The 25,708-nt window shown below is 40.9% G+C and carries 21 protein-coding genes; 8 read left to right on the top strand and 13 right to left on the bottom strand.

Annotated features, from left to right (window positions below):
- Nucleotides 1-109 precede the first annotated feature (109 nt).
- Nucleotides 110-742 (bottom strand): cytidylate kinase-like family protein, encoded by a 633-nt coding sequence (locus tag WKU26_RS04990; RefSeq protein WP_269877844.1) that lies wholly within the window; start codon nucleotides 740-742, stop codon nucleotides 110-112.
- Between the two features lie 94 nt (nucleotides 743-836).
- Entirely contained in the window at nucleotides 837-1,478 is a 642-nt protein-coding gene (locus WKU26_RS04985; RefSeq protein WP_340321126.1) for an HAD-IA family hydrolase, read from the bottom strand.
- A gap of 148 nt (nucleotides 1,479-1,626) precedes the next feature.
- Here WKU26_RS04985 and WKU26_RS04980 point away from each other — a divergent pair, with 148 nt between their 5' ends.
- The 4 genes from WKU26_RS04980 to WKU26_RS04965 all read left to right on the top strand — a co-directional run bounded on the left by WKU26_RS04980 (nucleotide 1,627) and on the right by WKU26_RS04965 (nucleotide 6,103).
- Nucleotides 1,627-1,818 (top strand): type II toxin-antitoxin system HicB family antitoxin, encoded by a 192-nt coding sequence (locus WKU26_RS04980; protein WP_178265893.1) that lies wholly within the window; start codon nucleotides 1,627-1,629, stop codon nucleotides 1,816-1,818.
- Between the two features lie 53 nt (nucleotides 1,819-1,871).
- Entirely contained in the window at nucleotides 1,872-2,984 is a 1,113-nt protein-coding gene (locus WKU26_RS04975) for a glycosyltransferase family protein (protein ID WP_338158854.1), read from the top strand.
- Between the two features lie 105 nt (nucleotides 2,985-3,089).
- Nucleotides 3,090-5,156, top strand: coding sequence for an RNA degradosome polyphosphate kinase (locus WKU26_RS04970; RefSeq protein WP_340321125.1), 2,067 nt, complete (start codon nucleotides 3,090-3,092; stop codon nucleotides 5,154-5,156).
- Nucleotides 5,157-5,173: 17 nt separating this feature from the next.
- Nucleotides 5,174-6,103, top strand: coding sequence for a Ppx/GppA phosphatase family protein (locus WKU26_RS04965; RefSeq protein ID WP_445323214.1), 930 nt, complete (start codon nucleotides 5,174-5,176; stop codon nucleotides 6,101-6,103).
- Nucleotides 6,104-6,351: 248 nt separating this feature from the next.
- Here the strand turns inward: WKU26_RS04965 and WKU26_RS04960 are convergent, their stop codons facing one another.
- Nucleotides 6,352-7,608 (bottom strand): phosphoglycerate kinase, encoded by a 1,257-nt coding sequence (locus WKU26_RS04960; protein ID WP_340321123.1) that lies wholly within the window; start codon nucleotides 7,606-7,608, stop codon nucleotides 6,352-6,354.
- A 601-nt stretch (nucleotides 7,609-8,209) separates the two neighbouring features.
- Here WKU26_RS04960 and WKU26_RS04955 point away from each other — a divergent pair.
- Together WKU26_RS04955 and WKU26_RS04950 are read left to right on the top strand one after the other, a co-directional pair.
- Nucleotides 8,210-10,792: a TonB-dependent receptor gene (locus WKU26_RS04955; RefSeq protein WP_340321122.1), complete on the top strand. Its 2,583-nt coding sequence runs from the start codon at nucleotides 8,210-8,212 to the stop codon at nucleotides 10,790-10,792.
- Between the two features lie 20 nt (nucleotides 10,793-10,812).
- Nucleotides 10,813-12,705: a choice-of-anchor J domain-containing protein gene (locus WKU26_RS04950; RefSeq protein ID WP_340321121.1), complete on the top strand. Its 1,893-nt coding sequence runs from the start codon at nucleotides 10,813-10,815 to the stop codon at nucleotides 12,703-12,705.
- A 190-nt stretch (nucleotides 12,706-12,895) separates the two neighbouring features.
- Here the strand turns inward: WKU26_RS04950 and prmA are convergent, their stop codons facing one another.
- Nucleotides 12,896-13,741 carry a 50S ribosomal protein L11 methyltransferase gene (prmA, locus tag WKU26_RS04945; RefSeq protein ID WP_178265886.1) on the bottom strand — a complete coding sequence of 282 codons (846 nt, stop codon included), beginning with the start codon at nucleotides 13,739-13,741 and terminating at the stop codon, nucleotides 12,896-12,898.
- Nucleotides 13,742-13,892: 151 nt separating this feature from the next.
- On the opposite strand from prmA, the gene WKU26_RS04940 reads away from it, so the two are divergent.
- Both WKU26_RS04940 and WKU26_RS04935 read left to right on the top strand, forming a co-directional pair.
- Nucleotides 13,893-15,065, top strand: a complete 1,173-nt coding sequence (locus WKU26_RS04940) for a hypothetical protein (RefSeq protein ID WP_340321120.1) — start codon at nucleotides 13,893-13,895, stop codon at nucleotides 15,063-15,065.
- Between the two features lie 17 nt (nucleotides 15,066-15,082).
- Entirely contained in the window at nucleotides 15,083-16,687 is a 1,605-nt protein-coding gene (locus WKU26_RS04935; RefSeq protein WP_340321119.1) for an OmpP1/FadL family transporter, read from the top strand.
- A gap of 342 nt (nucleotides 16,688-17,029) precedes the next feature.
- Here WKU26_RS04935 and WKU26_RS04930 read toward each other — a convergent pair whose 3' ends face one another.
- The 9 genes from WKU26_RS04930 to WKU26_RS04890 all read right to left on the bottom strand — a co-directional run bounded on the left by WKU26_RS04930 (nucleotide 17,030) and on the right by WKU26_RS04890 (nucleotide 25,591).
- Nucleotides 17,030-18,091 carry a DUF4421 domain-containing protein gene (locus WKU26_RS04930; RefSeq protein WP_340321118.1) on the bottom strand — a complete coding sequence of 354 codons (1,062 nt, stop codon included), beginning with the start codon at nucleotides 18,089-18,091 and terminating at the stop codon, nucleotides 17,030-17,032.
- 3 nt (nucleotides 18,092-18,094) lie between these two features.
- Nucleotides 18,095-19,084, bottom strand: a complete 990-nt coding sequence (locus tag WKU26_RS04925) for a Gfo/Idh/MocA family protein (protein ID WP_340321117.1) — start codon at nucleotides 19,082-19,084, stop codon at nucleotides 18,095-18,097.
- 14 nt (nucleotides 19,085-19,098) lie between these two features.
- Nucleotides 19,099-19,914, bottom strand: a complete 816-nt coding sequence (locus WKU26_RS04920; RefSeq protein WP_340321116.1) for a transporter substrate-binding domain-containing protein — start codon at nucleotides 19,912-19,914, stop codon at nucleotides 19,099-19,101.
- 12 nt (nucleotides 19,915-19,926) lie between these two features.
- Nucleotides 19,927-22,026 (bottom strand): putative porin, encoded by a 2,100-nt coding sequence (locus WKU26_RS04915; protein WP_340321115.1) that lies wholly within the window; start codon nucleotides 22,024-22,026, stop codon nucleotides 19,927-19,929.
- A 275-nt stretch (nucleotides 22,027-22,301) separates the two neighbouring features.
- Nucleotides 22,302-22,844, bottom strand: coding sequence for a 2-oxoacid:acceptor oxidoreductase family protein (locus WKU26_RS04910; RefSeq protein ID WP_340321114.1), 543 nt, complete (start codon nucleotides 22,842-22,844; stop codon nucleotides 22,302-22,304).
- Nucleotides 22,845-22,897: 53 nt separating this feature from the next.
- Complete coding sequence (locus WKU26_RS04905; RefSeq protein ID WP_178265878.1) at nucleotides 22,898-23,665, bottom strand: thiamine pyrophosphate-dependent enzyme; 768 nt, start codon at nucleotides 23,663-23,665, stop codon at nucleotides 22,898-22,900.
- Between the two features lie 198 nt (nucleotides 23,666-23,863).
- Nucleotides 23,864-24,946, bottom strand: coding sequence for a 3-methyl-2-oxobutanoate dehydrogenase subunit VorB (locus WKU26_RS04900; protein WP_340321113.1), 1,083 nt, complete (start codon nucleotides 24,944-24,946; stop codon nucleotides 23,864-23,866).
- Between the two features lie 119 nt (nucleotides 24,947-25,065).
- Nucleotides 25,066-25,296, bottom strand: a complete 231-nt coding sequence (locus WKU26_RS04895) for a 4Fe-4S dicluster domain-containing protein (protein ID WP_178265875.1) — start codon at nucleotides 25,294-25,296, stop codon at nucleotides 25,066-25,068.
- 13 nt (nucleotides 25,297-25,309) lie between these two features.
- Nucleotides 25,310-25,591 carry a tetratricopeptide repeat protein gene (locus WKU26_RS04890; protein ID WP_178265874.1) on the bottom strand — a complete coding sequence of 94 codons (282 nt, stop codon included), beginning with the start codon at nucleotides 25,589-25,591 and terminating at the stop codon, nucleotides 25,310-25,312.
- Between the last annotated feature and the right edge of the window lie 117 nt (nucleotides 25,592-25,708).

Raw genomic sequence — 25,708 nt, 5'->3', positions numbered from 1 at the left:
GCCTAAACGCTGAAGATAAAAAAGCATCCTTTCTCTTTTCTGCATAGGATTATAGTAGAAAGAGAAAGGATGTTTTATCGTTTACATTACCAATGTATTCCAATCAGGATTAAGGCAATTGAAGTTTCTGTTTGACAAATTGTTTGATGAACTTCACCGTTTCGTCAATACCCAAAACAGAGGAGTCGATGCAAAGATGATAAGTGGCAGCTGCTCCCCAAGTCTTGTAACTGTAGTAGTTATAGTAAGAAGAACGCTTTTTGTCTGCTTTTTCCATTAATTCTTCTGCCTCTTCTTCACTGATGTGATGAAGTTTGGTCAAACGTTCGATACGGGCTTCAGGCGAAGCGGAAACAAAAACATTGACACAACGCGGATGGTCGCGCAGAATATAGTCCGCACAGCGTCCTACAAAAAGGCAGGACTGCTTTTCAGCCAAATGACGGATGACATCACTTTGTATCTTAAACAAAGAATCGTTGCTCAGATAAGAATTATAAGGATAAGCTCCTTCTGTTATAAAAGGAAAGCGTGTTCCAAACAGTCCTCCCAACAAGGTTTGTGAAGCTTTTTCATCGGCTTTTTCAAAGAACTCACGGCACAGACCACTTTCTTCGGAAGCGAGATTGATCAGTTCTTTGTCGTAAAAGGCAATACCCAAATCGTTTGCCAGTTTTTCTCCTATCTCTTTTCCGCCGCTACCCAACTGACGTCCAAGATTAATTACATAATGGTCATTCATAGTGTATGAGGTTTAGTTGTTTGTAACAAATATAGCGATTTTTCTTTGTTTATCTCTTCTGAATGGTAATATTCTTTCCTTTCTGTCCGGATTTTTATTCTGTCAGAAGAGTAAGGTCGGGTGCAATTCCAACATGAGGGTATGCTTCCAGTTCACTGCGGGTTGTAGCTCCATGTAAGACTCCCATGAAATCGACTCCGGCTGCTTGGGCTGTTTCTGCATCTACTGTACTGTCTCCTATATATAAGGTTTCCTCTTTGGGAACGGAGAGATGTCCGATAGCAAAAAGAAGTCCTTCGGGTGAAGGTTTGGGAGTCTTTACATCCTCTCCGCCTACTATAATATCAAGAAACTGAGCCGGGAATTTCTGGGAAAGCAGTTCCATAATCCGATAGCGGTATTTGGTTGAGATAATGCCAATCCGGGCACCATCTTGCTTTAGTTGGGTAAGTACGGACAGGGTTTCCGGAAAAAGAAAGGTATTGACAGTCATATGCTGGTCGGCAGCTTTTACATATTCTTTTTTATAAGCTGCCAGTGTGTCGGCATCGGTAACTCCGGTCAGTATTGAAAAAGACTCTTCCAGAGTTTTTCCGATAGTACGTTTTATTTTTTCATCTGTAATGCCAGTGTAACCATGAAGGTTGAGTACATGGCGGAAACAGAGCACAATACCTTTGGATGAATCGGCCAGTGTATAGTCAAAATCGAACAGGTAAGTAGTATAATGTTTCATATTCTTTCATGTTGTTTCGGCTGCAAAATTAATGTTTTTTGTCTGGTATGCGATAAATATTGATTTTTAATGGAAAAGTAACTGTTTGTACATCTTCCCGAAATATGGATTGTCGTATTTTGAGTAGTTTTTAAAAAGGAGCAATATTATGGAAGTTGTAAATGGAAAATATATGGTAGAGTGTACACCTTCGGGCGATTACTATGGTTATTTGATGGGATATGATCAGTGTTGTGCTTATGGTGAAACGGTAGAAGATGTAATAGAGCGTGTAGAATCTATGGCAGAAGATTTCTTTTGTGAAATATCTGCAGTGTATGAGTTGGAGGATATCGCCTGAAACACTTACTATCAATAGGGTAAATATAAAAAATATTATTTTAATATAGCATTATGAAAGCATTGTTTATTGTGCAGGGAGAGGGAAGAGGTCACCTTACCCAAGCTATTTCGTTAGAGAAACTGTTGCGTGATAACGGACATGAAGTCGTAGAGATTCTGGTAGGCAAGAGTGAGACACGTCGTTTGCCGGGCTTTTTCCATAGAAGCGTACACGCACCGGTCAAACAGTTTCTGAGTCCTAACTTCCTGCCGTCAAGAGCTAAAACATATATGAACTTGCCTCGCAGTGTTTTTTATAATATACTTCGCTTGCCGGAATATGTGGAAAGCATGTGCTATATTAATCAGAGAATACAGGAAAGCGGTGCTGATATTGTAATCAATTTTTATGAATTACTTACTGGTTTGACTTATTTCTTCTTCCGTCCGTCTGTACCTCAAATCTGTCTGGGACATCAGTATCTGTTCCTCCATAAAGATTTTGAATTACCTAAACAGAATCGTTGCAGTCTGTTTCTGATGAATGTGTTTAGCCGTTTGACTTCGTTGAGAGCAAAATGCAGACTGGCCTTGTCGTTCCGTTCTATGCCTAAAGACGGAAAAACACATGTTGTACCTCCACTGTTGAGAGAAGATGTCTTTACACAGGAAGTATCTTCCGGAAACTATATCCACGGATATATGCTGAATGTGGGCTTTGCCGAAAATGTGTGCCAATGGCATAACGAACATCCGGAAGTGCCTCTTCGCTTCTTTTGGGATAGCTGGGGGGAAGAACCGGTGAAGAAAGTCGATGATACCTTGTCTTTCTATCAGCTGGACGATGTGGAATTCTTACGTCAGATGGCAGGCTGTAAGGCTTATGCCAGCACAGCAGGTTTTGAATCGGTATGTGAAGCCATGTATTTGGGAAAACCTCTGTTGATGGTTCCGGCACATATTGAGCAGGAATGTAATGCTTTTGATGCTGTAAAAAACGGAGCGGGTATTGTAAGTACGGATTTTAATTTGGATCATTTGCTGGCGTTTGCAGAGAACTACCGCCCTAATCCTGATTTTGTTCGTTGGGTTCAATCTTCACGTTATGTCATGTTGGACGAATTGGAACAGTTTATTCCTCAAAATCAGATACATCATATGTATATGGTAGAGGAATTTGTATAAATAATGAAAAAAACTTTTTATCTTTATGAGCCAGAAGATAAAAAGTTATGTTTTTTGACATAGTCTTGTAACATGGATTCTCTTTCTTTACAAAAAAATTGTATCATGGCTCAGAAAAAGAAAAAAGAAGATTATTATCTTGAGAGAGATATTAGTTGGATGTATTTTAATCGTCGTATCTTGCAGGAGGCTACACGTCCGCATGTGCCTTTGCTGGAACGTATGACATTCTTGGGGATTTACTCAAATAACCTCGATGAGTTTTTCCGTGTACGTATGGCTACTCAAAACCGCATTGCAGAATGTATGGACAGATCGGCAGTGCGTGAGCGTGAGCATGCTAAAAAACTGATTAAGCAAATCAGTAAACTGAATGCGCGATATGTAAAGGAGTATGAGGAAACTGTAGACCGTATTACGGAAGAACTTCGTAAAAACAATATTTATTTAGTTTCGGATAAGGAGGTCTCTCCGGAGCAGCTGGACTTTATACGTGCTTATTATAAAAAGAATCTTAGCGGATTGATGATTCCGGTATGGTTCTCTGCTGTGAAATTGCTCGACAGTGAGAATGATGAGAATATTTATCTTGCTGTGAAAGTAGCTGATGGTGACGACAAACGTTCGGTGGATTATGCGTATATTGAACTACCGGTAAATGTATGTGGGCGTTTTGTGCGTTTGCCGGATTCGGATGGAAAGAGTTATCTGATGTATCTGGATGATGTAGCTCGCTGTTGTCTCCCATTGGTATTTGAAGGATTGGGGTATACAGACTTTGAATCTTATGCCTTTAAGTTTACCCGCGATGCAGAGATGGAAATTGATAATGACTTGCGTTCGGGTACACTTCAGAAGATTTCGAAAGGTGTAAAGAGCCGCCGGCGTGGTGAACCTTTACGTGTACTTTATGATGGAAGTATGCCGAAAGATTTGCTGAAGCGTGTATTGAAGAAATTGGATTTGGATAGTCTGGATACAGTATTAAGCAGTGGACGTTATCAGAATCACAAAGACTTGATGGGATTTCCGGATTGCGGACATTCTGAATTAAAATATCCTGCTTGGCCGCCTGTGCTGAAGAAGGAATTGGATGGAGAAGAAAGTCTGCTGGAAAAGATTCGTCAGAAAGATCGCTTTATCCATGTTCCCTTCCATCATTTTGATTCTTTTATTCGTGTTTTGCAGGAAGCTGCCGTAAGTAAGCAGACTCATAGTATCAAGATTACTTTGTATCGTTTGGCAAAAGAGTCGAAGGTGGTAAAAGCCTTGATTGCTGCTGCCCGTAACGGAAAGAAGGTAACTGTGGTTATCGAATTGTTGGCTCGTTTTGATGAGGCTTCCAATATTACCTGGTCAAAGAAAATGCAGGATGCCGGCATTAAGGTGATTTTCGGTGTGGAAGGACTGAAGGTGCATTCTAAAATCACACATATCGGAATGAAAAAAGGACCGGATATTGCTTGTATCAGTACGGGTAATTTCCACGAAGGGAATGCACGTATGTACACAGACTGTGTGCTGATGACTGCTCTTCCTTCCTTGGTAAAAGAGGTGAATACTGTATTCGATTTTATAGAACGTCCGTATAGTCCTGTTCGCTTTAAAAATCTGCTTGTCTCTCCTAATGAGATGAAGAAGAAGTTTATTGCTCTGATAAATGAGGAGATTAAGAATAAGAGGGCAGGAAAGCCGGCTTATATTAAAATAAAAATCAACCACATTACAGATCCGGTGATGGTAGAGAAACTCTATGAGGCTTCACAGGCTGGTGTAGATGTAGATTTGGTAGTTCGTGGAAACTGTTCTTTGATGACTGGTATTCATGGAGTGAGTGATCATATCAGAATTCATGGAATTATCGACCGTTATCTGGAGCATTCTCGTATCTTTGTATTTGCTGCCGGTGGTGATGAAAAAATCTTCTTGGGATCTGCCGACTGGATGCCGCGTAATTTGGATCATCGTATTGAGGTGATTACTCCGGTGTACGATCCGGTGATAAAGGGTGAAATGAAGCGTATCGTGGAATATGGCTTGTTGGATAATGTGCAAGGCCGTATTGTAGATGGAACAGGAGAAAATCACTTCTGGGAAGCTTCTGGAGAATCGGATTTCCGTTCACAGGAGGCTTTGTATAAATATTATTTAGCAGAGAATGAGAAAATATAACTTTAAATAAAATGGGAATGAAAACACAGAATAAAGAGGAGAAAGCATTGAACTATGCTGCGATAGACATCGGTTCGAATGCTGTTCGCTTGTTGATAAAGCGAGTTGAACGGGAGGGAGAACAACTTTGTTCGTTTAAAGAATTGCTGTTGCGTGTGCCCTTGCGCTTAGGATTTGATGTCTTTTCTAAAGGAGAAATATCAGAGAAGAAAGAGAAAAATATGGTCCGCTTAATGAAGTCGTACAGTAATCTGATGAAGATATACGATGTGCAGGATTATCGTGCTTGTGCTACTTCGGCTATGCGTGATGCCCGAAACGGAAAGGATATCATAAAAAGAATAGAAAAGAAAACTGGAATCCGGATAGAGATAATTGATGGGCAGGAGGAAGCCGGAATTATCTATAACAACCATCTGGAATATATGGAAGACCGTAAGGGTAATTATATTTACGTGGATGTAGGTGGAGGCAGTACGGAGATTAATTTCCTGTCGAAAGGGGAACTGATGTGTAGTCGTTCATATAATATTGGTACGGTCCGTATTTTGAATAATGCTGTAAAAGATACAGAATGGGACAGACTGCGTCTGGATATGGAAGAACTTTTCCGTTCTTATCCTCAGATTAATATTATTGGTTCTGGTGGAAACATCAATAAACTGTATCGTTTGATAGAAAAGAAAGATAAAAAACTGAAAAGAATGTCGGTTGCATCATTGCATCATTTGCACGATGCACTGAAAGCTTTGTCGGTGGAAGAAAGAATGGAACAGTATAGTTTGAAGCCCGACCGTGCAGACGTAATTGTACCTGCAGGAGATATTTTCCTGACTATTGCTGATATTCTTCATTCTACTTATATTTATGTTCCTATTATTGGTTTATCGGATGGTATCATAGATAGTCTTTATCGAAAGAATAATCCTTCGGGAGTTGCTGAGTGATTCCTTGTTTAGCTGGACAGGAAATAAACTGATTGTGAAAAGTTGAACCAATGGTGCCGTAAATGGAATATACGGTCTTTGGCTCAACTTTTTGTTTTGTCTCTTTTTTAAAAGGTTGCTGATAAAAATTATAGCAGAATTCTTTGACTCTTTATTTGTGTAAAAGGAGCTTTTCAAGATGATATTTTACATAAAAAAAAGGACGTACTGATCAGTACGTCCTTTATAGTTATTATAGTGAGGATAAATTATTTATCGCCACGGATTGCTGCGATACCCGGAAGGATTTTACCTTCGATAGCTTCCAGCAAAGCACCACCACCAGTAGAGATGTATGATACCTGATCTGCCATACCGAACTTGTTGATACAAGCTACAGAGTCACCACCACCAATCAAAGAGAATGCACCTTCTTTAGTTGCTTCTGCGATAGCTTCTGCAATTGCTTTAGAACCAGCTGCGAAGTTATCCATTTCGAATACACCTGCAGGACCGTTCCACAAGATTGTCTTAGCACCCTTGATAGCAGCTTTGAATTCTTCCTGAGTCTTAGGACCTGCATCCAGACCCATCCATCCGTCAGGAATGTTCTTGTCGTCGCAAACCTGAGTGTTTGCATCGTTAGCAAACTTGTCAGCAGCTACACAGTCGCAACCTAAAACCAAGTTTACACCTTTAGCTTTAGCTTTAGCGATGATGTCGAGAGCCAACTGCAGTTTGTCGTCTTCTACCAATGAGTTACCAATCTTACCACCCTGAGCTTTAGCGAAAGTAAATGCCATACCACCGCACAGAATCAAGTTGTCTACTTTGTCCATCAAGTTTTCGATGATACCGATCTTAGTAGAAACTTTAGAACCACCCATGATAGCAGTGAACGGACGTTTGATATCTTTCAATACGTTGTCTACAGCCTGTACTTCTTTTTCCATCAGGTAGCCCAACATCTTGTGGTCTGCATCGAAGTAGTCAGCGATTACAGCAGTAGAAGCGTGTTTACGGTGAGCAGTACCGAATGCGTCCATTACGTAGCAGTCAGCGTAAGAAGCCAATGTTTTTGCGAATTCTTTCTGAGAAGCCTTCATTGCTTTCTTCGCATCTTCGTAAGCAGGATCTTCTTTGTCGATACCTACAGGCTTACCTTCTTCTTCAGGATAGAAACGCAGGTTTTCCAGCAACAATACTTCACCCGGTTTCAAAGCAGCAGCAGCTTCAGAAGCCTTAGCGCAGTCAGGAGCAAACTGAACAGCTACACCCAAAGCAGCAGATACAGCGTCTACAATCTGGCTCAAAGAATATTTAGCGTTTACTTTGCCTTTAGGTTTACCCATGTGTGACATGATAATCAAAGCACCACCGTCAGCCAATACTTTTTTCAAAGTAGGCAGTGCACCGCGGATACGAGTATCGTCAGTAATTTTACCTTCTTCGTTCAAAGGAACATTGAAGTCCACACGAACGATTGCCTTTTTACCGGCAAAGTTGAATTTGTCAATAGTCATCATAATCTCTATATTTTATTGTTTAAAATAATTCCGTATTTTATCTTATCAGTTGCAGCGCAAAGTTAAGAAAAAAATGGAAGAGCCGTAAAAAGCAACGTATTATTTTCTTCGGATGTGTTATTTTCTGCTAAAAACATATTTTCTGTTTTGTCTTGCTTTGTATTGGCAGCATAATACTTTTGCTATAAATTTTTTATTTTATATAATGTTTATAATTGAAAACAGGCTCAAAACGATTGGATAATGGGGCGAAAATTGGATTTATTTTGTTCTCTTCTGACAATTTGTAATTGTTTCGTAATATAAATATGAGTTAAAAAACTTATATTTGCATTGAATTTGAATAACAAAGGACTGAAACTAGATTATTGTTGGTGCTAATAAATTATAATGTGTTAATTATAAAAACTCTCAAGAGGAAGCCGTTTCTAAAGTATTAAACTTATTTCACTTTATGAGAATGTATTGTTAATAGGATAAGCTATTAACATAAAGCTGTTAAATATCTGATTTGCTTAATTATAAATATGATATTATTGTATAATTTTACTATATTTGTCTATAAACAAATTTAAATTTCATTAAACATTTAGAGAGACGTATGAAAAAACATCTGAAACATTTCCTTTTGTTTGCAGTACTTACTGTATGTAGTATTGCAACAGCTGTAGCTCAGGCTACATTAAAAGGTAGGGTCGTAGATGCTGATAACAGTGAGCCATTGATTGGTGCTACTGTATCTGTTAGTGGAACTTCTTTAGGTACTATTACCGATGTAGACGGTAATTTTTCTTTCGAAGTGAAAGGCTCAAAAGCTACTTTGGTTTTTAGCTATGTAGGTTACAATGAAGTACGTCGGGAGGTAAAACTCTCGGGAAGAACGGTGGATTTGGGAGAGATTGCCATGAAACCGGATGCTATTGGCTTGGATGAAGTAAGTGTCATTGCTTCTATTATCAAGAGTGACCGTCAAACACCTATTCCTATTTCAAATGTGAAATTGGCTACAATTGAAGAGAAGGTAGGTAACTTGGAGTTCCCTGAATTGCTGAAGTCTACTCCATCTGTATACGTAACTCGTGAAAGTGGAGGTTATGGTGACTCACGTATCAATATGCGTGGTTTCGATTCTTCAAATTTAGGTATTTTGATTAATGGTGTACCTATCAATGGTATGGAAAACGGTAAAGTTTACTGGTCAAACTGGTCTGGTTTGTCTGATGTTAGCCAATTCATTCAGGTACAGCGTGGTCTGGGAGCTTCTGCTTTGGGTATTTCTTCTGTAGGAGGTACCATGAACATGGTAACCAAGAGTACAGAAGCAAAACGTGGAGGTTCTGCTTATGTTGGTATTGGTAATGATGGCTATCGCAAGTATTCAGTTTCATTGTCTACCGGTTTGATGGATAATGGTTGGGCTGTTACTTTGATGGGAGCTCTGAATACTGGTGATGGTTATGTAAAAGGAACAAATTATGAAGGATGGACTTATTTTGGAAATATCTCGAAAGTAATCAATGCTCATCATAAATTGTCTCTTACTGCATTTGGTGCTCCTCAGTGGCATAATCAGCGTAGCACTATGCATAAGATTGAAGACTATAAAAACAGTCCCGACGGCGGTCGATTTAATAATGGTTACGGATATATTAATGGTGAACTGACAGGTAGTGGATATGGTTATAATTTCTACCACAAACCTCAGATTTCATTGAACCATTACTGGACTATTGATGAAAACTCTTCTTTGTCTACTTCTCTGTATGCATCAATTGCTACTGGTGGTGGACGTCGTGTTCGTGGTAATCATAGCGACTGGTTGACTATCAATTATAATACAGGACGTCCGGAAGAAGAAGCGATGATGACCGAAAGCGGATTAATCGATTATGAATCTGCAATGAAAGCCAATGCTGAATCGGAAAATGGTTCTCAGGCTATCTTTACCAATGCCATTAACGACCATAAGTGGTATGGAATATTGAGTTCTTATAAGAATCGCTTTACTGAGCATTTTACTTTCACCGGTGGTTTCGACGGACGTTACTATAGAGGTTATCACGCTGAAAAGATTGATAATTTGCTGGGTGGAGAATATTATTATCCGGGAAGTAAGGCTTTGGATTTCCAGTCACCTAACCAGAAACTGAAAGAAGGTGATTATGTACAGTATTATAGCATAGGTGAAATTGTTTGGGCAGGTTTGTTTGCTCAGGCAGAATATTCTGTAGAAAAATGGTCTGCTTTCGCTTCTGCTTCATTGACTGAAGAAGCTTATCGTTATCACGATCGTGGTGGAAAGCCTATTGACGGAAAGAAAATCTCAGACTTCTATCACTTCTTGCCTTGGAGTGTGAAAGGTGGATTTAACTATAAGTTTACAGAAAATCATAATGCATTCTTTAATGCCGGTTACTTTACACGTGCTCCATTCTTCAATTCTGTATTCCCCAATAATACCATTGAAGCAAATGCTGATGCTCCGTACGAAAAGATTATGACTTTCGAGTTAGGTTATGGTTTCAGCACTGAAAATTTCAACTTGGCTTTAAACGGTTATTATACTCGTTGGAACGATAAGAGTTTGCGCCGACAGATTACAGCTGGTGAATCTGCTAATATTACCGGTTTGGATGCCGTACATATGGGAGTTGAATTGGAAGCTACTTACAAACCGGTACAGAACCTGGAGCTGAAAGGTATGTTCTCTTATGGTGACTGGAGATGGGCTGATGATGTAAGCTTTACTTTATACGATGATATGGATAAGCCTATAGGTACTTACAATGCATATGTAAAAGATGTACATGTAGGAAACTCTGCACAGATGACAGGTGCCTTATCTGCATCTTGGGAAATGTTCAAAGGATTTAAGTTGAATGTCGATTATAACTATGCTGGTAAGAACTACGCTGATTTCGATCCGGCAAACCGTACCAGTAAATCTGATGCAGGTATAGACGCATGGCAGTTGCCTGATTTCTATACAATCGATTTGGGCTTGAGCTATCGCTTCGAATTATGCAAGGGCTTGAAAGCTGTAGTATATAGTAATGTGTACAACGTAACAAATACATGCTATATTGCTGATGCCAAAGATGGAGCAAACCATAACTGGGATACAGCATTGGTATATTACGGATTTGGTACTACTTGGTCAACCGGTTTTAAAGTAATGTTTTAATCGATAAAAGAATGATTAATATGAAATTCAAATATAATTTAATTGCTATGTCGTTATTGGGAACCATGATGGTTTCGTGCGATCCCTTAGGCGACATTTATCAGGAAATAGATGCTCAGGGTTCTGATGTAACCAAAAGCAAAGAAGAATATGTCTTGACGAAGGCCGATTATGAAAGCATCGCAAAAGCAGCGTTGTCTGATGCTGGAGAAGATGAAACCAATAAAGCTTTGGCTAATAAGGTAAAGACAGATTTAGCTTTGAACTCATTTGCTACTGCAGATAAGTATGTGCCTGCTATATTGAAATCTTTATATCCTTCGTGGGGAGAAGGTTCTACTGTAGGGGTTACATATAATTTCCAGGAAGAAATTTCTGAGGAAGTAAAACAGTTTGCTAATGTTGCTATCTATGAGTTGACAGACGATGACTATGCAAAAGTTTGGGGTGAAGAAGAAACAATGTCTTTCCTGAGTCCTAAACATGCTCCCGAAACAGTATTACCGGAAGTGTTGAAGGCTAGTATGTCGGATGCTTCTGCAGGCAGTTTTGTTGCAGTAGACTATAAGTACGATGATAAGGATCCGGAATATGTACAGGGTCAAGACCTGTTCTCTGAAGATTTCAATTCATTGGTAAAAGGAGATGAAGTGACTACTACATTGACAGATTGGAAGTCTGAAGTGGTAGAAGGCTCTGTAAAATGGAAGGCTAATGAGTATAGTGGAGATTTATTTGCGGAAGTCTCAGCTTATGGAACAGGTGGAAAATTGGATAGTTGGTTAATTACTCCGGCCGTAAATATCACAAGTACAGATGCTGGATTTACTTTCAATGTAACTCAGAGATATTATAAGGGCAATTGTTTGTCTGTTTATATTTCTGATACATATGCGGGCGGAGAATTTGTGGAAAGTGAATGGGTGAATATTACTTCTTCATTTAATATACCACAAGCAACAATGGATAACAAGGCCAATGTCGGTACTTATTCTTTGTCGGAATATAATGGTAAGAATGTTTATTTCGCATTCCGCTATCAGGGAGAGGACAACGTGGCTACTACTACTGTCCGTGTTGATGATGTAAAAGTGACTACATCACGCATGTCTGTAACAAACGAAAAACCATACAATGCGTTGTATCAGTTCGATGGCGCTCAGTGGAAAGCTTATAAGGGTAGTGAGGTTATATTGGTAGCTCCGGCAGATTATGATGCGATGGGTGCTCCGGGTTCTCACGACAATTTCAGCTCTTCTGATAAGCCTGAAAACTATTTGCCACAATTCCTGGCAGGTAAATATCCTTATGCACAGCAAGGCGATAGCAAGGTAGTTCTTTATAAATATTACAACAGCACCAATAAGACTACCACTATGATTGGCGACGAATATAAGTACGATACTGCTTGGATACTCAATAAGAACATTGTGACCAAGAGCAAGGAGACTTATATCGTGGTAAGTGGCCAGTGGATTTTTAGCCCGATTGTAAATGTGTCAATGACCAAAGATGACTATCGGATTCTGGTAGACTGGGTGGCAGAAAATCATCCGGGATACATCGATGCTAAATACAAAGACTCTGAATATTGGTTTGGTGCCAGTGTAAACTATTCAAACTTCAACGTTAGTTTGCCGAAACGTCGTTCTAACGACCCTGATGGTGTACTGGCAGACAAGAGTGATGAAGAGGCAGAAGTATATCTTGCAAACATGGTTGCTGAGGGTGCCAAGAAGCTTTTGGAATTGAAATATCCGAATGCAGATGCTCAAATGAATGGAGCCGATGTACACTATGTTGTATCAACCACTGTATACGATGGCGGTTACTTCGTTTATACATTCAAGTTCAAGAGCTTGGGTGGAGGTCAGTTTGAACAGGCCGGTGAACCGGAGATTTCAAGTAAATAATATTAGTTTATAGTTTTGGAAAATCCCTGTCCGAAGAGTGATATTTTACTTTCGGATAGGGATTTTTTTTGTGGTATGGTATAAAACAACGATGCTTGTATCGTTGGCTTCCGATACAAGCATCGTTATGGTTCGTTACTAATAACGTGAATACACGATACAGGTAACGTTTTTATATATCACATGTAGCTTATTTCATTATAAACTTCACTGCTGCCCAGTTGTTCTTCTCGCGGTGATGTACAAATTCCAAGCCCAAACTTTCTGCCTTTTCTCTCAGAACAGGTATATCTTCAACGTAGAATCCGCTCATGTAAATCTCCGAACCACTATGCATGCAGTTTGTATAAGCTGCCATATCGTTCATCAGAATGTTGCGGTTGATATTGGCAATAATCACATCGAAAGGTTGGCGTCCTTCAAGTAAGGAAGCATCCCCCAGTTCTACTGTAATATTATGAATGTTGTTCAGTGCAATGTTGTCACGTGAGTTGTTTACACACCAGTCGTCAATATCGATGGCTGTTACCGGGTCGGCGCCACGCATACTTGCCAGAATGGCAAGAATAGATGTACCACATCCCATGTCGAGGACAGATTTACCTTTCAGATCCGCATCCAGCAGTTCGCCTAAAATGGAACTGGTTGTTTCGTGATGTCCGGTACCGAAAGCCATCTGAGGATTGATTACAATATCATATTCAGCCTTCGGATAATCTTTATGGAACGTGCTGTGTATTACACAACGGTTGTCTATTACTATAGGCTGGAAAAAGTTCTTTTCCCATTCTTCGTTCCAGTCTTTATCTTCCGGTTCAAAAATACTGTAAGTTATATTTGTGTCGGGCAGGGGGAAGTCGGCCAATACATTTTTTAGTGCCTCTTCATCGAAAAGGCTTTGCTGAATATATGCCTGTATACCTCCTTCACATTCTACAAAACTTTCAAAGCCTATCTCCGCAATCAGGGCAGACAGCACATCCGTAACAATTTCATTGCAAGGCTGTGCAGTAAAAGTAATTTCAAAGTATTTCATATATAGGAATCTTTAATTTCTACAAATATAAGTAAAATAGGAAAAACCTGAAGCCGAAATTGCGTATTTCCACTTGCAGGAAGAAAATATCTGTTTATTTTTGTAAGTAAGAACAATTGGATAAAGAAGAAAATTTAAAAATAAGACGCCTATGAAAGGACGATTTATTACTTTATTGCTGATTGCCGTCTTACCGGCGTTGGCTATGGCGCAGAGTCATGATGACTTGTACTTTGTTCCTAAGAAGAAAAAGAAAGTAGAACAAAAAGAGGAGGTAAAGAAAGTACAAAGTACAGATACTGTGGCTATGTATGCAGCAACCACTCCTACAAAGATAGTGGTAAAAGATGTGACCGGACAAGTGAGGGATGTAGATGAGTATAATCGTCGGTATACTTCACGCGACAATACCTTTTCGGTAGAAAATGATACACTCTACATAGAGGAAAAACCTTACAGCGAACGTGGAGAGTGGGTGAATGGATTTGAAGGTTCGCAGGACGATTATGAATATGCCATGCGTATCGTACGTTTCCGGAGTCCCCGTTATGCTATTCCTGTAAGCAGTCCGTTGTATTGGGAAGTAGTTTCTGGAGTTTACCCGTCATGGGATTGGAATGTATACGATGACGGAATGTATGCGTATGTATTTCCTACCTACAGCAATCCGATGTGGTGGGACTGGCGTTGGAACAGGGGATACTATGGATCACGTTGGGGATTCGGATTCTATGGACCTAACTGGAGCTTTGGATGGAGTTCGCCTTGGTATAGCAGCTGGTATTCTCCATACTGGTATGGCGGATATTGGGGTGGATGCTGGGGACCTGGTTATTGGGGACCGGGATGGCATCATCATCATCACCATCACTATCCTTATCATGGCTGGGCTGGTCCTTCTTATAATTACAATAATCGTCGCGAAAGTGTACGTTATGCTCGTCCTTCTTCTTCCTCATACCGTCGGGCTCTTGATAATAGAGGACGTACGGGAGGACGTGTGGTGGCTGGAAGCCGCGATGCAAACACATCGGTACGCAGTAATGGGGTACGTGTAGGCAGAGATAATGCAGTATATACTCGTCCAAGTACTGGAGGTAACAGAGGAGGAAACAGTTATACCCGTCCTACTACCACTCGTCCTACTACTACCACTCGTCCTGCATCGAACAGTAACTCTTACCGCAATACCAATGCATTCGAACGTATGCGTAACTCTGGTTCAAACCGAAGTTACAGTAGTGGTTCAAGTCGCGGAAACTATTCTTCCGGAGGTGCTTCCGGTGGAGGTGGAAACGTACGTAGCGGTTCACATAGAAGATAATAAAAATAGAAATGGATATGAAAAATATAAAGGCTATAGCAACTGCTTCTCTGCTGTTGTCATTCATAGGGGCAACGGCACAGACACCCTATGATGCTGCTCGTTTTAGTGGTAATGAACTGAATGGAACAGCCCGTTTTGTGGGAATGGGAGGTGCCATGAGTGCATTGGGAGCAGACATCTCTGTCATTGGTTCGAATCCGGCTGGTATCGGTCTGTTCAGAGGGCATGATTTTACGGCTTCCTTCGGGTTTAATGCAACAAAGACTGCCAGCGATTTCGGGGGAAATACAATGAACGAAAAGCGCAACCGTGCTTCGTTCGACCAGATTGGGTTTGTGTATACCAGTAAGATAGGAAACCGTACCAAACTGCGTTATGTAAACTTTGGGTTCAATTATCATAAGAGTAAAAACTTTAACCGCCAGTTTGCTTCGGGAGGTATGTTGGAGGGAATCTCACAAACCGGACAGATGAATAATATGATAAATGCCTGGATAGATGATAAATCTACCTTGGATAAGCAAATTGGTGATATATACAATTACGGAATGGAGGGTACTAAACTTCCTAATCCATATCATCCTACGCAATCTCCCTATCCGTATTTGGGTGTGATGGGAGTACGCAGTGGATTGGTATATGTAAGTAAAGATGATCCTACCCAATTGATGTATATGAATGGGCATGCCAACGGATACCGCAGTGTGGAAGAAGGGGGCATCAGCGACTATGACTTTAATGTATCTTTCAATGTAGAAGACCGTATGTATTTCGGGGCTACGATTGGTGTACACGATGTCAGTTACCGTCGTTCTTCCTACTATACAGAGGATGTATACGACAAGAGTTCGACTGGCTATTATGAAATCAATAACTTGTTCAGTACAGACGGTACAGGATTTGACTTTAAATTTGGAGCGATATTCCGTCCCTTTGAAGAATCGCCTTTCCGTTTTGGAGTAGCTGTTCATACCCCAATCTGGTATGCACTGACCGATATTTATTCTTCTAATATGTATACGTATTTGGAGGATAAAAATACGCAAAAAGTACTTGTCGATTTTAAGGAATCTCCTCAATATTATACCGATGCAGATGTACTTCGCGACTATCAGATGGTGACTCCATGGCGTTTCAATGTAAGTATGGGTACAGTAGTGGCCGGGAATATTGCTTTGGGAGCCGAATATGAATTTATGAATTATGCTTCTGCCAAGTTGAAATATTCTGACGGTTACGATATGGAGGAACAAAACAGTTATGCAAAGGAAGATTTGAAGGGGGTACATACAGTACGTGTAGGAGCAGAAGCTCGTATTTTACCTTCATTAAGCGTACGTGCCGGATATAATTTCAGTTCTTCTGTTTTTAAAGAATCTGCCTATAAAGCGTTGGGGGCAAGTGATATGCGTACCGATACGGAGTATTTTAACGACTTTGGCCGTAATACGGTTACTGTAGGACTTGGATATCGCGGCAACCGCTTTTATGCCGATCTGGCTTATAAATACGATATGTATAAATCCGATTTCTATGCATTCAGTGATGATTATCTGACTGCAACGAAGGTGGACAATAAGCGCCATCAGTTACTGATGACATTGGGAGTACATTTCTGATTCTTACTGTCTGATAAAAAGTAGAAAAGAGATATTTCCGTTTAGGGCTGGCTTTGTAACAACGAAGTCAGCCCTAATTTTATGTTTTGACGGCTTTGGCTTTATTGGAAAAGCATTGTTCTTGTTTCTGTTGTATGAGGGTATTGTAGCGTATTACAACATAGGATGTGTTGTAGCCGGCGTCGTCGTTTATATAGTCGGCGTCGCCGGTTGTATAGTTAGCGACGCCGATTATGCAGCCGACGTCGTCGGATATAGAAAAAGACAGATAGAAGGGAACGGTTTTATTGGTAGCATGAGATTTTGGTTTGGAGAAGAGCACCCGTATATCGTGGTAAAGTTCTATTTTTCTCTGTATTCCCTTCGTTTCCAGAAGTTGAATCCGGCATAGATGCGCAAGCTGCCAAAGGAGTTTGTCATGGCAAAGCGGGTACGGCGGTAGTCGTATGTATTGACAATGAGTGAAGCTCCTACATAATATTTGCTGTTGTTCCAGGTAATACCGGCACGGGTTATTAAATCGAAGTTCAAATCCTTCATCCATCCGGTCCAGCTGTCATCCAGATTGGCAGGCTTTCCGTTTATCTTAGCCCGTTTGTAAGAAATTGCCGGCATGAGAGAAACATTCAGCAGACAGTTTTTTGCAAAGACCCAGTTATATCCATATCCTGCACTTAAATTGTAGTCGTGGTATTGCAGCCGGTTAAAGATAAGAGAAGGTGCTATGTGGGTAATCATTTCGTCCGGAAGTTGGGTATAATCGAACGAAATCTGGTGGTGTGAGTATGAGAATCCGGCCATAAACGAGCCGCAACTGCGGCGTTGGTTGGTGGACTGGCTGTATGCTGCCGGGTAGGAAAAATGTTTGTTGTTGAATATCCAGTATGTGTTGAGTCCTACAATTTTGCTTTGAAATCCTCCAAAGTCTTGTCCGATGTAGTCGGAAGGAATATCGAAATTGGAGTAAGAAGTAATGTGAAAGTCGTTTCCTGTTTTTCGGTAGTAAAGATCCAGTCCTATGCGCGAACTGTACAGGTTGAAGACGTATTCTTCCTTCGATTTTCCGTTTTTATTCTTTTTTATTAAATCCGGGATACTGAATGAAAATCCTAAAAAGATCCATCTCCAGCCAAAATATGCTCCGATTTTAGGGGTCGCATTAGGGGCGAAACTGATGCTTTGTTTACCGTCTCCTATATCGCCTTTCAGACTGTATCGTTCGTGCCAGAAACTTTGTTCCACCATGAAAGTCAGGTTGTATTTATTGGGCGCAATATAGCTTGTATCTGTTTCGCTGAATGTTTTTTCGAGCCATTGTGCAAAACTCTTCCGTTTCTCTGTCTGAGCATGCAGGCTTTGACAGAGAAGCAGAAAAATTGCAATGTATTGGAAAAACAGTTTCATGTTTTACAGTTTATTCAAAATACGGTCCATTACCCAGTTGGTAGGAGTCGCACTGATACCGTCGCAAGTGCAGATGGCTTTTCCTTGCAGATGTTCTACTACTGCTTTGATAAGCGGAAGCTGTACATGCGGTGGGTTGGGAGGAAGAATTTCTTCCCTTCCTCGCTGGGTATGTAGTGCTATTGGTTCGTAGGTAAATATCGAGAAACAAATCATACCTTTGTCTCCTATGATTTCAATTCTGTCTTCTTTGGCCGAATCATGAGCTACAAAGCACCATGAACCGGAACCGGGCAATCCGGATTCAAACTTGAAACAGGCGCTGATGGTATCTTCTGCAGGATACAATCCGCCACGGTTGCTTTTATAACCCTCGGCTTCGAGAATACAGCCGAATATATCCTGCAGCATATCCAGCTGGTGTGGGGCTAAATCGTAAAAGTAACCTCCTCCGGCGATATCTGGTTGTACACGCCAGGGCAGGTTGGTACTGTTGTAGTCGAGGTTGCGCGGAGGTTGGGCAAAGCGAATCTGAATATTGATCACATTGCCTATTTCTCCACTTTCTACCAGTTCACGTACTTTCTGGAAGTAAGGGAGGTAGCGTCGGTAATAGGCTACAAAGCAAGGTACACCTGTCTCTTTCGAAATACGGTTGATGCGTGCACAGTCTTCGTAGCTGGCAGCCATCGGTTTTTCTATATATACCGGTTTTCCTGCTTTCATGGCCATAATGGCGAAAGTTGCATGAGAGGAGGGAGGGGTAGCTATATAAATGGCATTTACATCTTCGTCGCCTATCAGTTCCTGTGCATCGGTATACCAGCGGGGAATATTGTGCCGGCGTGCATATGATTTTACTTTTTCTTCATCACGACTCATCACAGCCACTACTTTGGAACCCTCAATCATGTTGAAGGCGGGGCCGCTTTTTTTCTCGGTTACTTCACCACATCCGATGAATCCCCAATTGACGGTTTTCAGACTTATCATAATAGCAAGAATGTTTAATGAAAATACTTTTTGTAAAGCTTTTGGTACTCTTTAGTTTCCATATAGCTGTTCAGCCAACTGTTTAAACTGTCGAGTAAGACGGGAGAATGTTTGTTTACTCCCCAGGCATAAAATTGGGTAAAACTGATGTATGTGCTGATGTCAAGGTTCGGAAAATCGGCAAGCGCACTTCGGGCAATGTTTTCATCGCATACGGCATAATCGATGTCGCCTTCGGAAACCATAGCCAGCAGTTGTTCTGCACCGTAGAGCTCAACCTCTTCTATGTAGATTGTGTCGGCTATTTCTTCCATCAGGTTGCGGATACGAAGCAAAGCCGGAGAGTTTTTGATTACGTGCAAAGTCTTGTGAGCCAGTTTCAGTTGGTTATCGATATACAGACTGTCTGTTTCTTTCTTCCGTTGTACCAGCACTTGTTTGCTTAATATCAGTGTTTGGGTAAAAAGCAGGGAGTCTTTTGACTGGGTATTGACTAATGTACCTGTGGCAAGTAAATCGTATTTCCCTTCAAGTATGCCTTGCAGTCTTTTTTCAAAGCTCATTTCGGGAGTAATCTCCAACTTTATGCCTTTGTCTTGTGCAAAGGCATGAAGCAGTGCATAGTCAAATCCTTCTATCGTATCGTTTATAATATGATAGCTTACCGAATTATATTCTGTAACGGCACGGAGTACGCCTTCTTTTATAATTTCTGCATAATCTCGTGGGGCTGGAGAATTTTCTTTTCTTTCTTTACGCGTACCCAGCAAGATAATACATATTGAGATGGTTATACCTATCAGGATATATTTCAGTAATTTTTTGTTCATAGTACATACTGCTTAGTCGAAGAAATTCCATGAAAGTCCAAATTTGAGTGAGCGCGGATTCAATGGGTAATGAGGAGCTGTGAAATAGCCTCCACCCATATCTCCTTGTATCAAATTGTACATATTCAGGAAAATACGTGTACGCTTCAAGTGCAGGTTCAAATAGGCATTCACCAAAGGATATCCACCCACTTTATAGCGTGTTTCCGGATTTTGCAGATAGAACTGTCCGATTGCCGGAGCATAATCGGGGGCATAGTATTTAGTGAAATAGCGTACATCGGCACCCAATTCTACCTTTAATACCTTTTTGGCAAGGCCAAAACGGAGGTAAAGGTTATGGTACAGTGACAGGTCGGGTAAAGGGAGTACATTTTGGTTGCTCGATTTCTGATAAGTAATTTCATTGTCGAGATGCAGGATACCCCATTTGAAGTCTTGGCGTAAGCTGGCACTAAGAATCTGAATATTTCCAGAGTGTTGACGGACAGCCAAGTCATTTTTGTATGTCACGGTTTCTTTCTCTTCAGTGGTTGCTGTATATTTTACTGATGTGTTGTCTAAATAGGTATAGTTGGTGATGTTTTCTACACCTGCACGTAACTGGGTTTTCCAGTGGTCTATGCTAAGTTTACCTTCAATACGTGTACGCATAATCTTCGACAAATCCTGATCCCACCAATAGTGTTTGGAGTGGAAGTGTCGGTAGTAGAATACCGGATTCAGATTTTTGATATAAGCATTGGCTTCCAGACGAACAGTGTCATTGAACAATCGGAAATTCAAGTCTCCGGTTCCTTCTATCTGGAATTGTCCTATATCTTCACCCAATAAAGCTACTTCACCGGTTACATTGTAATGAAGTGTTTTTCCTTGTTCTTTTATTAATTGTCCTCCTACAGATACGACATTTTCCACGTAATCGGTTGGAATACGCTGTCCGGGATTGTCTGCTATGGTATCTGTCATGGTAAAACGACGGTATTCGTGACTTACGAAGGCTGTTAGTCCGGCTTTTGCCCATTTATTGAAGCCTTCTAGAAGTGACAATCCTAATGTGTTTTTTACAATCAGCTGTTTGGTGATATCTGTGTTGTCCGGGCTGAGGAAGTTGTTTTCAAAATACGACTGATTTTTAGTTTCGTCTTGAGAAATGTATTTACGACGATTCATGTCCACCTTCAATGTATGTATGAAGCTGGTTACAGGCACAAAAATCTCAGTGTTGATTGTATCGTTCTTATCTGGATTGTCACGGTAGAACCCAAGGTTGTAGCGGTGGGTTAAAAAGCCATGATATCCTGTATTGTGATTCCAGATACTTTTGAAGTTGACAGGGATTTCAGAAGCATCAAGCTTTTGGCCATCTCCAATCTGTTCCGGCTTGGTGATGTAGCGGTCGTCTGTAATACCACCGTTTTCTGCCACTTTCAGGTTGTCGTTGATGAAACTGAAGTGCATATTATACTTGTCTCCTCTATAGTATGCAAAAAGATTTCCGTTGAAGAGAGCTGTAGACTGGTGTTGGTATTTGCCTCGTCCGTACGTATAGTCGATATTAAAGCCGAATCCCAAACGTTTGTTGGCATTGACTGCAAAATAAGCTTTGAAACGTTCTTCACCATATTCTCCACCTCCTTGCTTGTAATAAGTAAGATTGGAGAAAGGAGATTTGGTATTTGTATATACTACATCTTGTGGAGTCCGTACGGTAAAGTCATACGGATCGGTAAAGAACAGTTGGCTGGGGTCTTTACGTTCAAAAAAGACATGAGAGATGCGCGGAGAACCTAAGTTTCCTAAGTATGTGTAATGTCCTGTTGGACCTCCAGTATCGTTTGTATTCTGGAAGTTATACAACAAAGTATCTACCGGAACTTCTGTGATGATTCCGAATCGCTCGTCAATAGTCCACGAAGAAAGTCCGATAGGTATAGTGCTGGCATCAATCACAGCTGTGGTATCTATAGGATTTCCGTTACGGTCATATAGATTTCCGTCCATGCCTGAAGCAGAACTACCAAACTGACTGAATTGGTTTTGGACAGGAACTTGTGCGGCAATTTTTCCGCTAATCAATATCAATAGGGTTATAAAAAGTATCTTCCTCATAATGTTGACAAAGATACAATATAAAAATGAAAAGAAATAGGTGAATAGCAGAGTAATAATATAAAAAAACAAATGAAACTGAAAGAGAAGAGATGTAGTTGTTGTGTCGTAGACAAAATAATTGTATTTTATCTATGAAAAAACACAAAGGGTGAGCAGGAGAGAAGATAAGGAGGATAGAATGATGTGTGTGCTTTTTAAAAGAAAAGTGGCCGTTTCCTCACTCTTATGTGATGATAAAACGGTCACTTTTCTAATGATTGTATAAAGTCTTTTTACACTTCTTTGATGATATCCATACCAATGTGAATGGCTTCTTCATTCATCGGAATCAGGTGGTGGTGGCGTTCTGGTAAAGTTTTACGTAAAGCTTTAATTACGCTTTCAACAGAAACTATAGGACGTATCTTCAGCAATCCGCCTAACACAATCATATTGAATGTTTTGGCCATTTTACGTTCATTGGCTTCATCCATGGCGTCAATGCGGTATACATGGATGTCTTTGCGGGTAGGAGGGTTGATAATACCGTATCCGTCGTAGATAAGTACTCCGCCTGGTTTAACCTTGTCTTCAAACTTGGCCAGTGAAGGCTGGTTCAAGATAATGGCAGTATCATATTTACTGAGGATAGGAGAGGAGATGCGTTCATCACTTACGATGACTGTTACATTGGCGGTTCCGCCTCGTTGTTCAGGGCCGTAAGCAGGCATCCAGGTTACTTCTTTATCTTCCATCAGTCCGGAGTATGCCAGTATCTTTCCCATCGACAAGACTCCTTGTCCTCCGAAGCCGGCTATGATAATTTCTTCTTTCATACTTCTTGATTTTTTTATGTTATGTTCTTGGCACGTCTATGTGTGATACAAGTTTACAAGGTTGTATCTTTCAAGTCGCCCAATGGGTAGAATGGGAACATATTTGCTTCCATCCATTTATTGGCTGCATCCGGAGTCATCTTCCATCCTGAGTTACAGGTTGAAACGATTTCTACCAAGTTAGAGCCTTTGCCTTGCATGGAGTTTTCGAACGCTTTGCGAATGGCTTTTTTGGCTTTACGGATAGCAGCAACTGTATGGACAGACTGGCGGGTAACATAGCAGGTTCCTTCTAATGTGGCAGCAATTTCTGTCATTTTCAACGGATAACCATGAATTTCCGGAATACGTCCGTAAGGACAAGTCGCAGTCTTCATACCTAATAGTGTAGTAGGAGCCATCTGTCCACCGGTCATTCCGTAGATTGCATTGTTGATGAAAATGATGGTGATGTTTTCTCCACGGTTCAGTGCATGAATCGTTTCTGCTGTACCGATGCAGGCCAAGTCACCGTCTCCCTGATAAGTGAAGACAAGACGGTCCGGCCACAGACGTTTGATGGCAGAAGCTAAAGCTGGTGCACGTCCGTGAGCCGCTTCCTGACAGTCGATATCCAAATAGTTATACATAAATACGGCACAACCTACAGGACTGATACCTACAGTTTTGTCGGCCATACCCATTTCTTCAATTACTTCGGCTATAAGTTTGTGTACTACGCCGTGGCTACATCCCGGGCAGTAGTGCATGGGATTATCGTTTAACAAGCGAGGCTTCTGGTAAACCAGATTCTCGGGTTTCATTATTTCTTCTTTTGTCATACTTTTACCTCCTGAGTTATCGTAGTAAGAAACGGAGTACGAACTCCATCATTTTCAGGAATAAAGAAGCGCCGCATACATAAAAAAAGATGCTTTTGTCTTCTCCTAAAGAAAAATAGAGTATGATTGAAGCAAGTGCTCCGATCATGAACAAGATGTTCAAAATGTTTCTGATTTTATCGATGTTGTTCATGGTTCTTACTGGTTAATGAATTTTTCTTTTAATGCATCGATTACTTCATCCGGATCGGGTACAATACCACCCAAACGTCCGAAGTGTGCAACCGGCACATTGCATCTTACAGCCAGTTCTACATCTTCAATCATCTGTCCGCTGTTCAATTCTACTACAAGAATTCCTTTCACCTGTTTGCTTCTTTCTTGCAGTGCTTTGCTTGGGAATGGCCAAAGAGTGATGGGACGGAAAAGACCTACTTTGATACCTTCTTCACGAGCGTGTTCCATCGCCTTCTGCGCAATGCGGGCACATGAGCCAAAAGCGACAATCAGATATTCGGCGTCTTCGCAGTTCAACTCTTCGTAGCGAACCTCATTCGCTTCGATAGCAGCGTATTTTTCCTGCAGATGAAGGTTGCGTTGTTCCATGATAGCAGGATCAAGTTCCAATGAAGTGATGATATTCGGTTTACGGTTGTTGCATCCGGTAGTAGCCCATGGGCATTGTTCGATGATTTCTGCCTCTGTACGGCGTGGACGGGGAGCTGGCAATACTACTTTTTCCATCATTTGTCCGATTACACCATCGGCCAGAATCATTGCCGGATTACGATATTTAAAAGCAAGGTCGAAAGCCAGACCTACAAAGTCAGCCATTTCCTGTACCGATGCCGGAGCCAGTGCTATCAGATGATAGTCGCCGTGACCTCCTCCTTTAGTAGTTTGAAAATAATCGGCTTGACTGGGCTGAATGGTTCCCAGTCCGGGACCTCCACGCATGACATTGACGATAAGACAAGGCAATTCGGCGCCAGCAATGTAAGAGATACCCTCTTGTTTCAGACTGACACCAGGGCTTGAAGAGGATGTCATGACCATTTTTCCGCTTCCTGCACCTCCATATACCATATTGATTGCTGCAACTTCACTTTCGGCCTGAAGAACGACCATTCCGGTGGTTTCCCAAGGCTTCTGTTCGGCAAGAGTTTCCAATACTTCTGATTGGGGAGTGATAGGGTAACCGAAATAGCCGTCTACACCGATGCGTATAGCTGCATGAGCAATGGCTTCGTTACCTTTCATTAGAACTACTTCTTCTGCCATATTTTTGAGTTTATTAGTTATAGTTTTAAAGTTATTGGATTCTTAGGTCTGTTCCTGTATTTCATGGGGACTATCCGATTTCTATGCAGATTCATACAGGGAAGTAAAACGTAAGAAAACTATTCTTCACTTTTTGCTCTGTATACTGTCAGACAGCCATCCGGGCATACAATTGCACATGAAGTACATCCGTTGCAGGTGTCTTCTACTACCTGCTGAACATAATTATATCCTTTCTGATTTACTTTGGCGGTGAGTGATAACACATGCAATGGACATGCCACAACACACAGGTTGCATCCTTTGCAGCGTTCGGTATTCACTACTACCACACCTTTCATTTTAGCCATAAGATTACCTTTCTTATTGATTAAACATATCTTTATTATAGAAATTAAGGATGTCCATAACCATTGCGCGTGCTTCCATAGCAGGGCTTTCCGGATTCAGATGAATTGCTTCCTGATAATGATTTAAAGCCTGTTGCCAGTTTCCTTGCTTTCGATAGGCATTTCCCAGCAGATAGTAAGCCTCTGCAGCGATGGTATCAGAAGCTGAAGTTGTCAGTAGGTTGAGCTCGCTGATGGCGGCTTCGGTTTGTCCTTCATTAATCAGTGTTTTGAGCTGTTGCAATCTTTCTTTCATGGTTATGAAACCGTTAGTTTGTTTCCTTACAAAGGTATGTTTTATTTTTTACTAAAATGATTTTTTCTGGTAAAATCCTCCTGAAAACTGGAAAATAATTTTAGTCAATGATTGTAA

Source organism: Phocaeicola sp. HCN-40430, from assembly GCF_037890285.1.
Lineage (GTDB): Bacteria > Bacteroidota > Bacteroidia > Bacteroidales > Bacteroidaceae > Phocaeicola > Phocaeicola acetigenes.
This window is presented reverse-complemented; position numbering and strand designations above follow the sequence as displayed.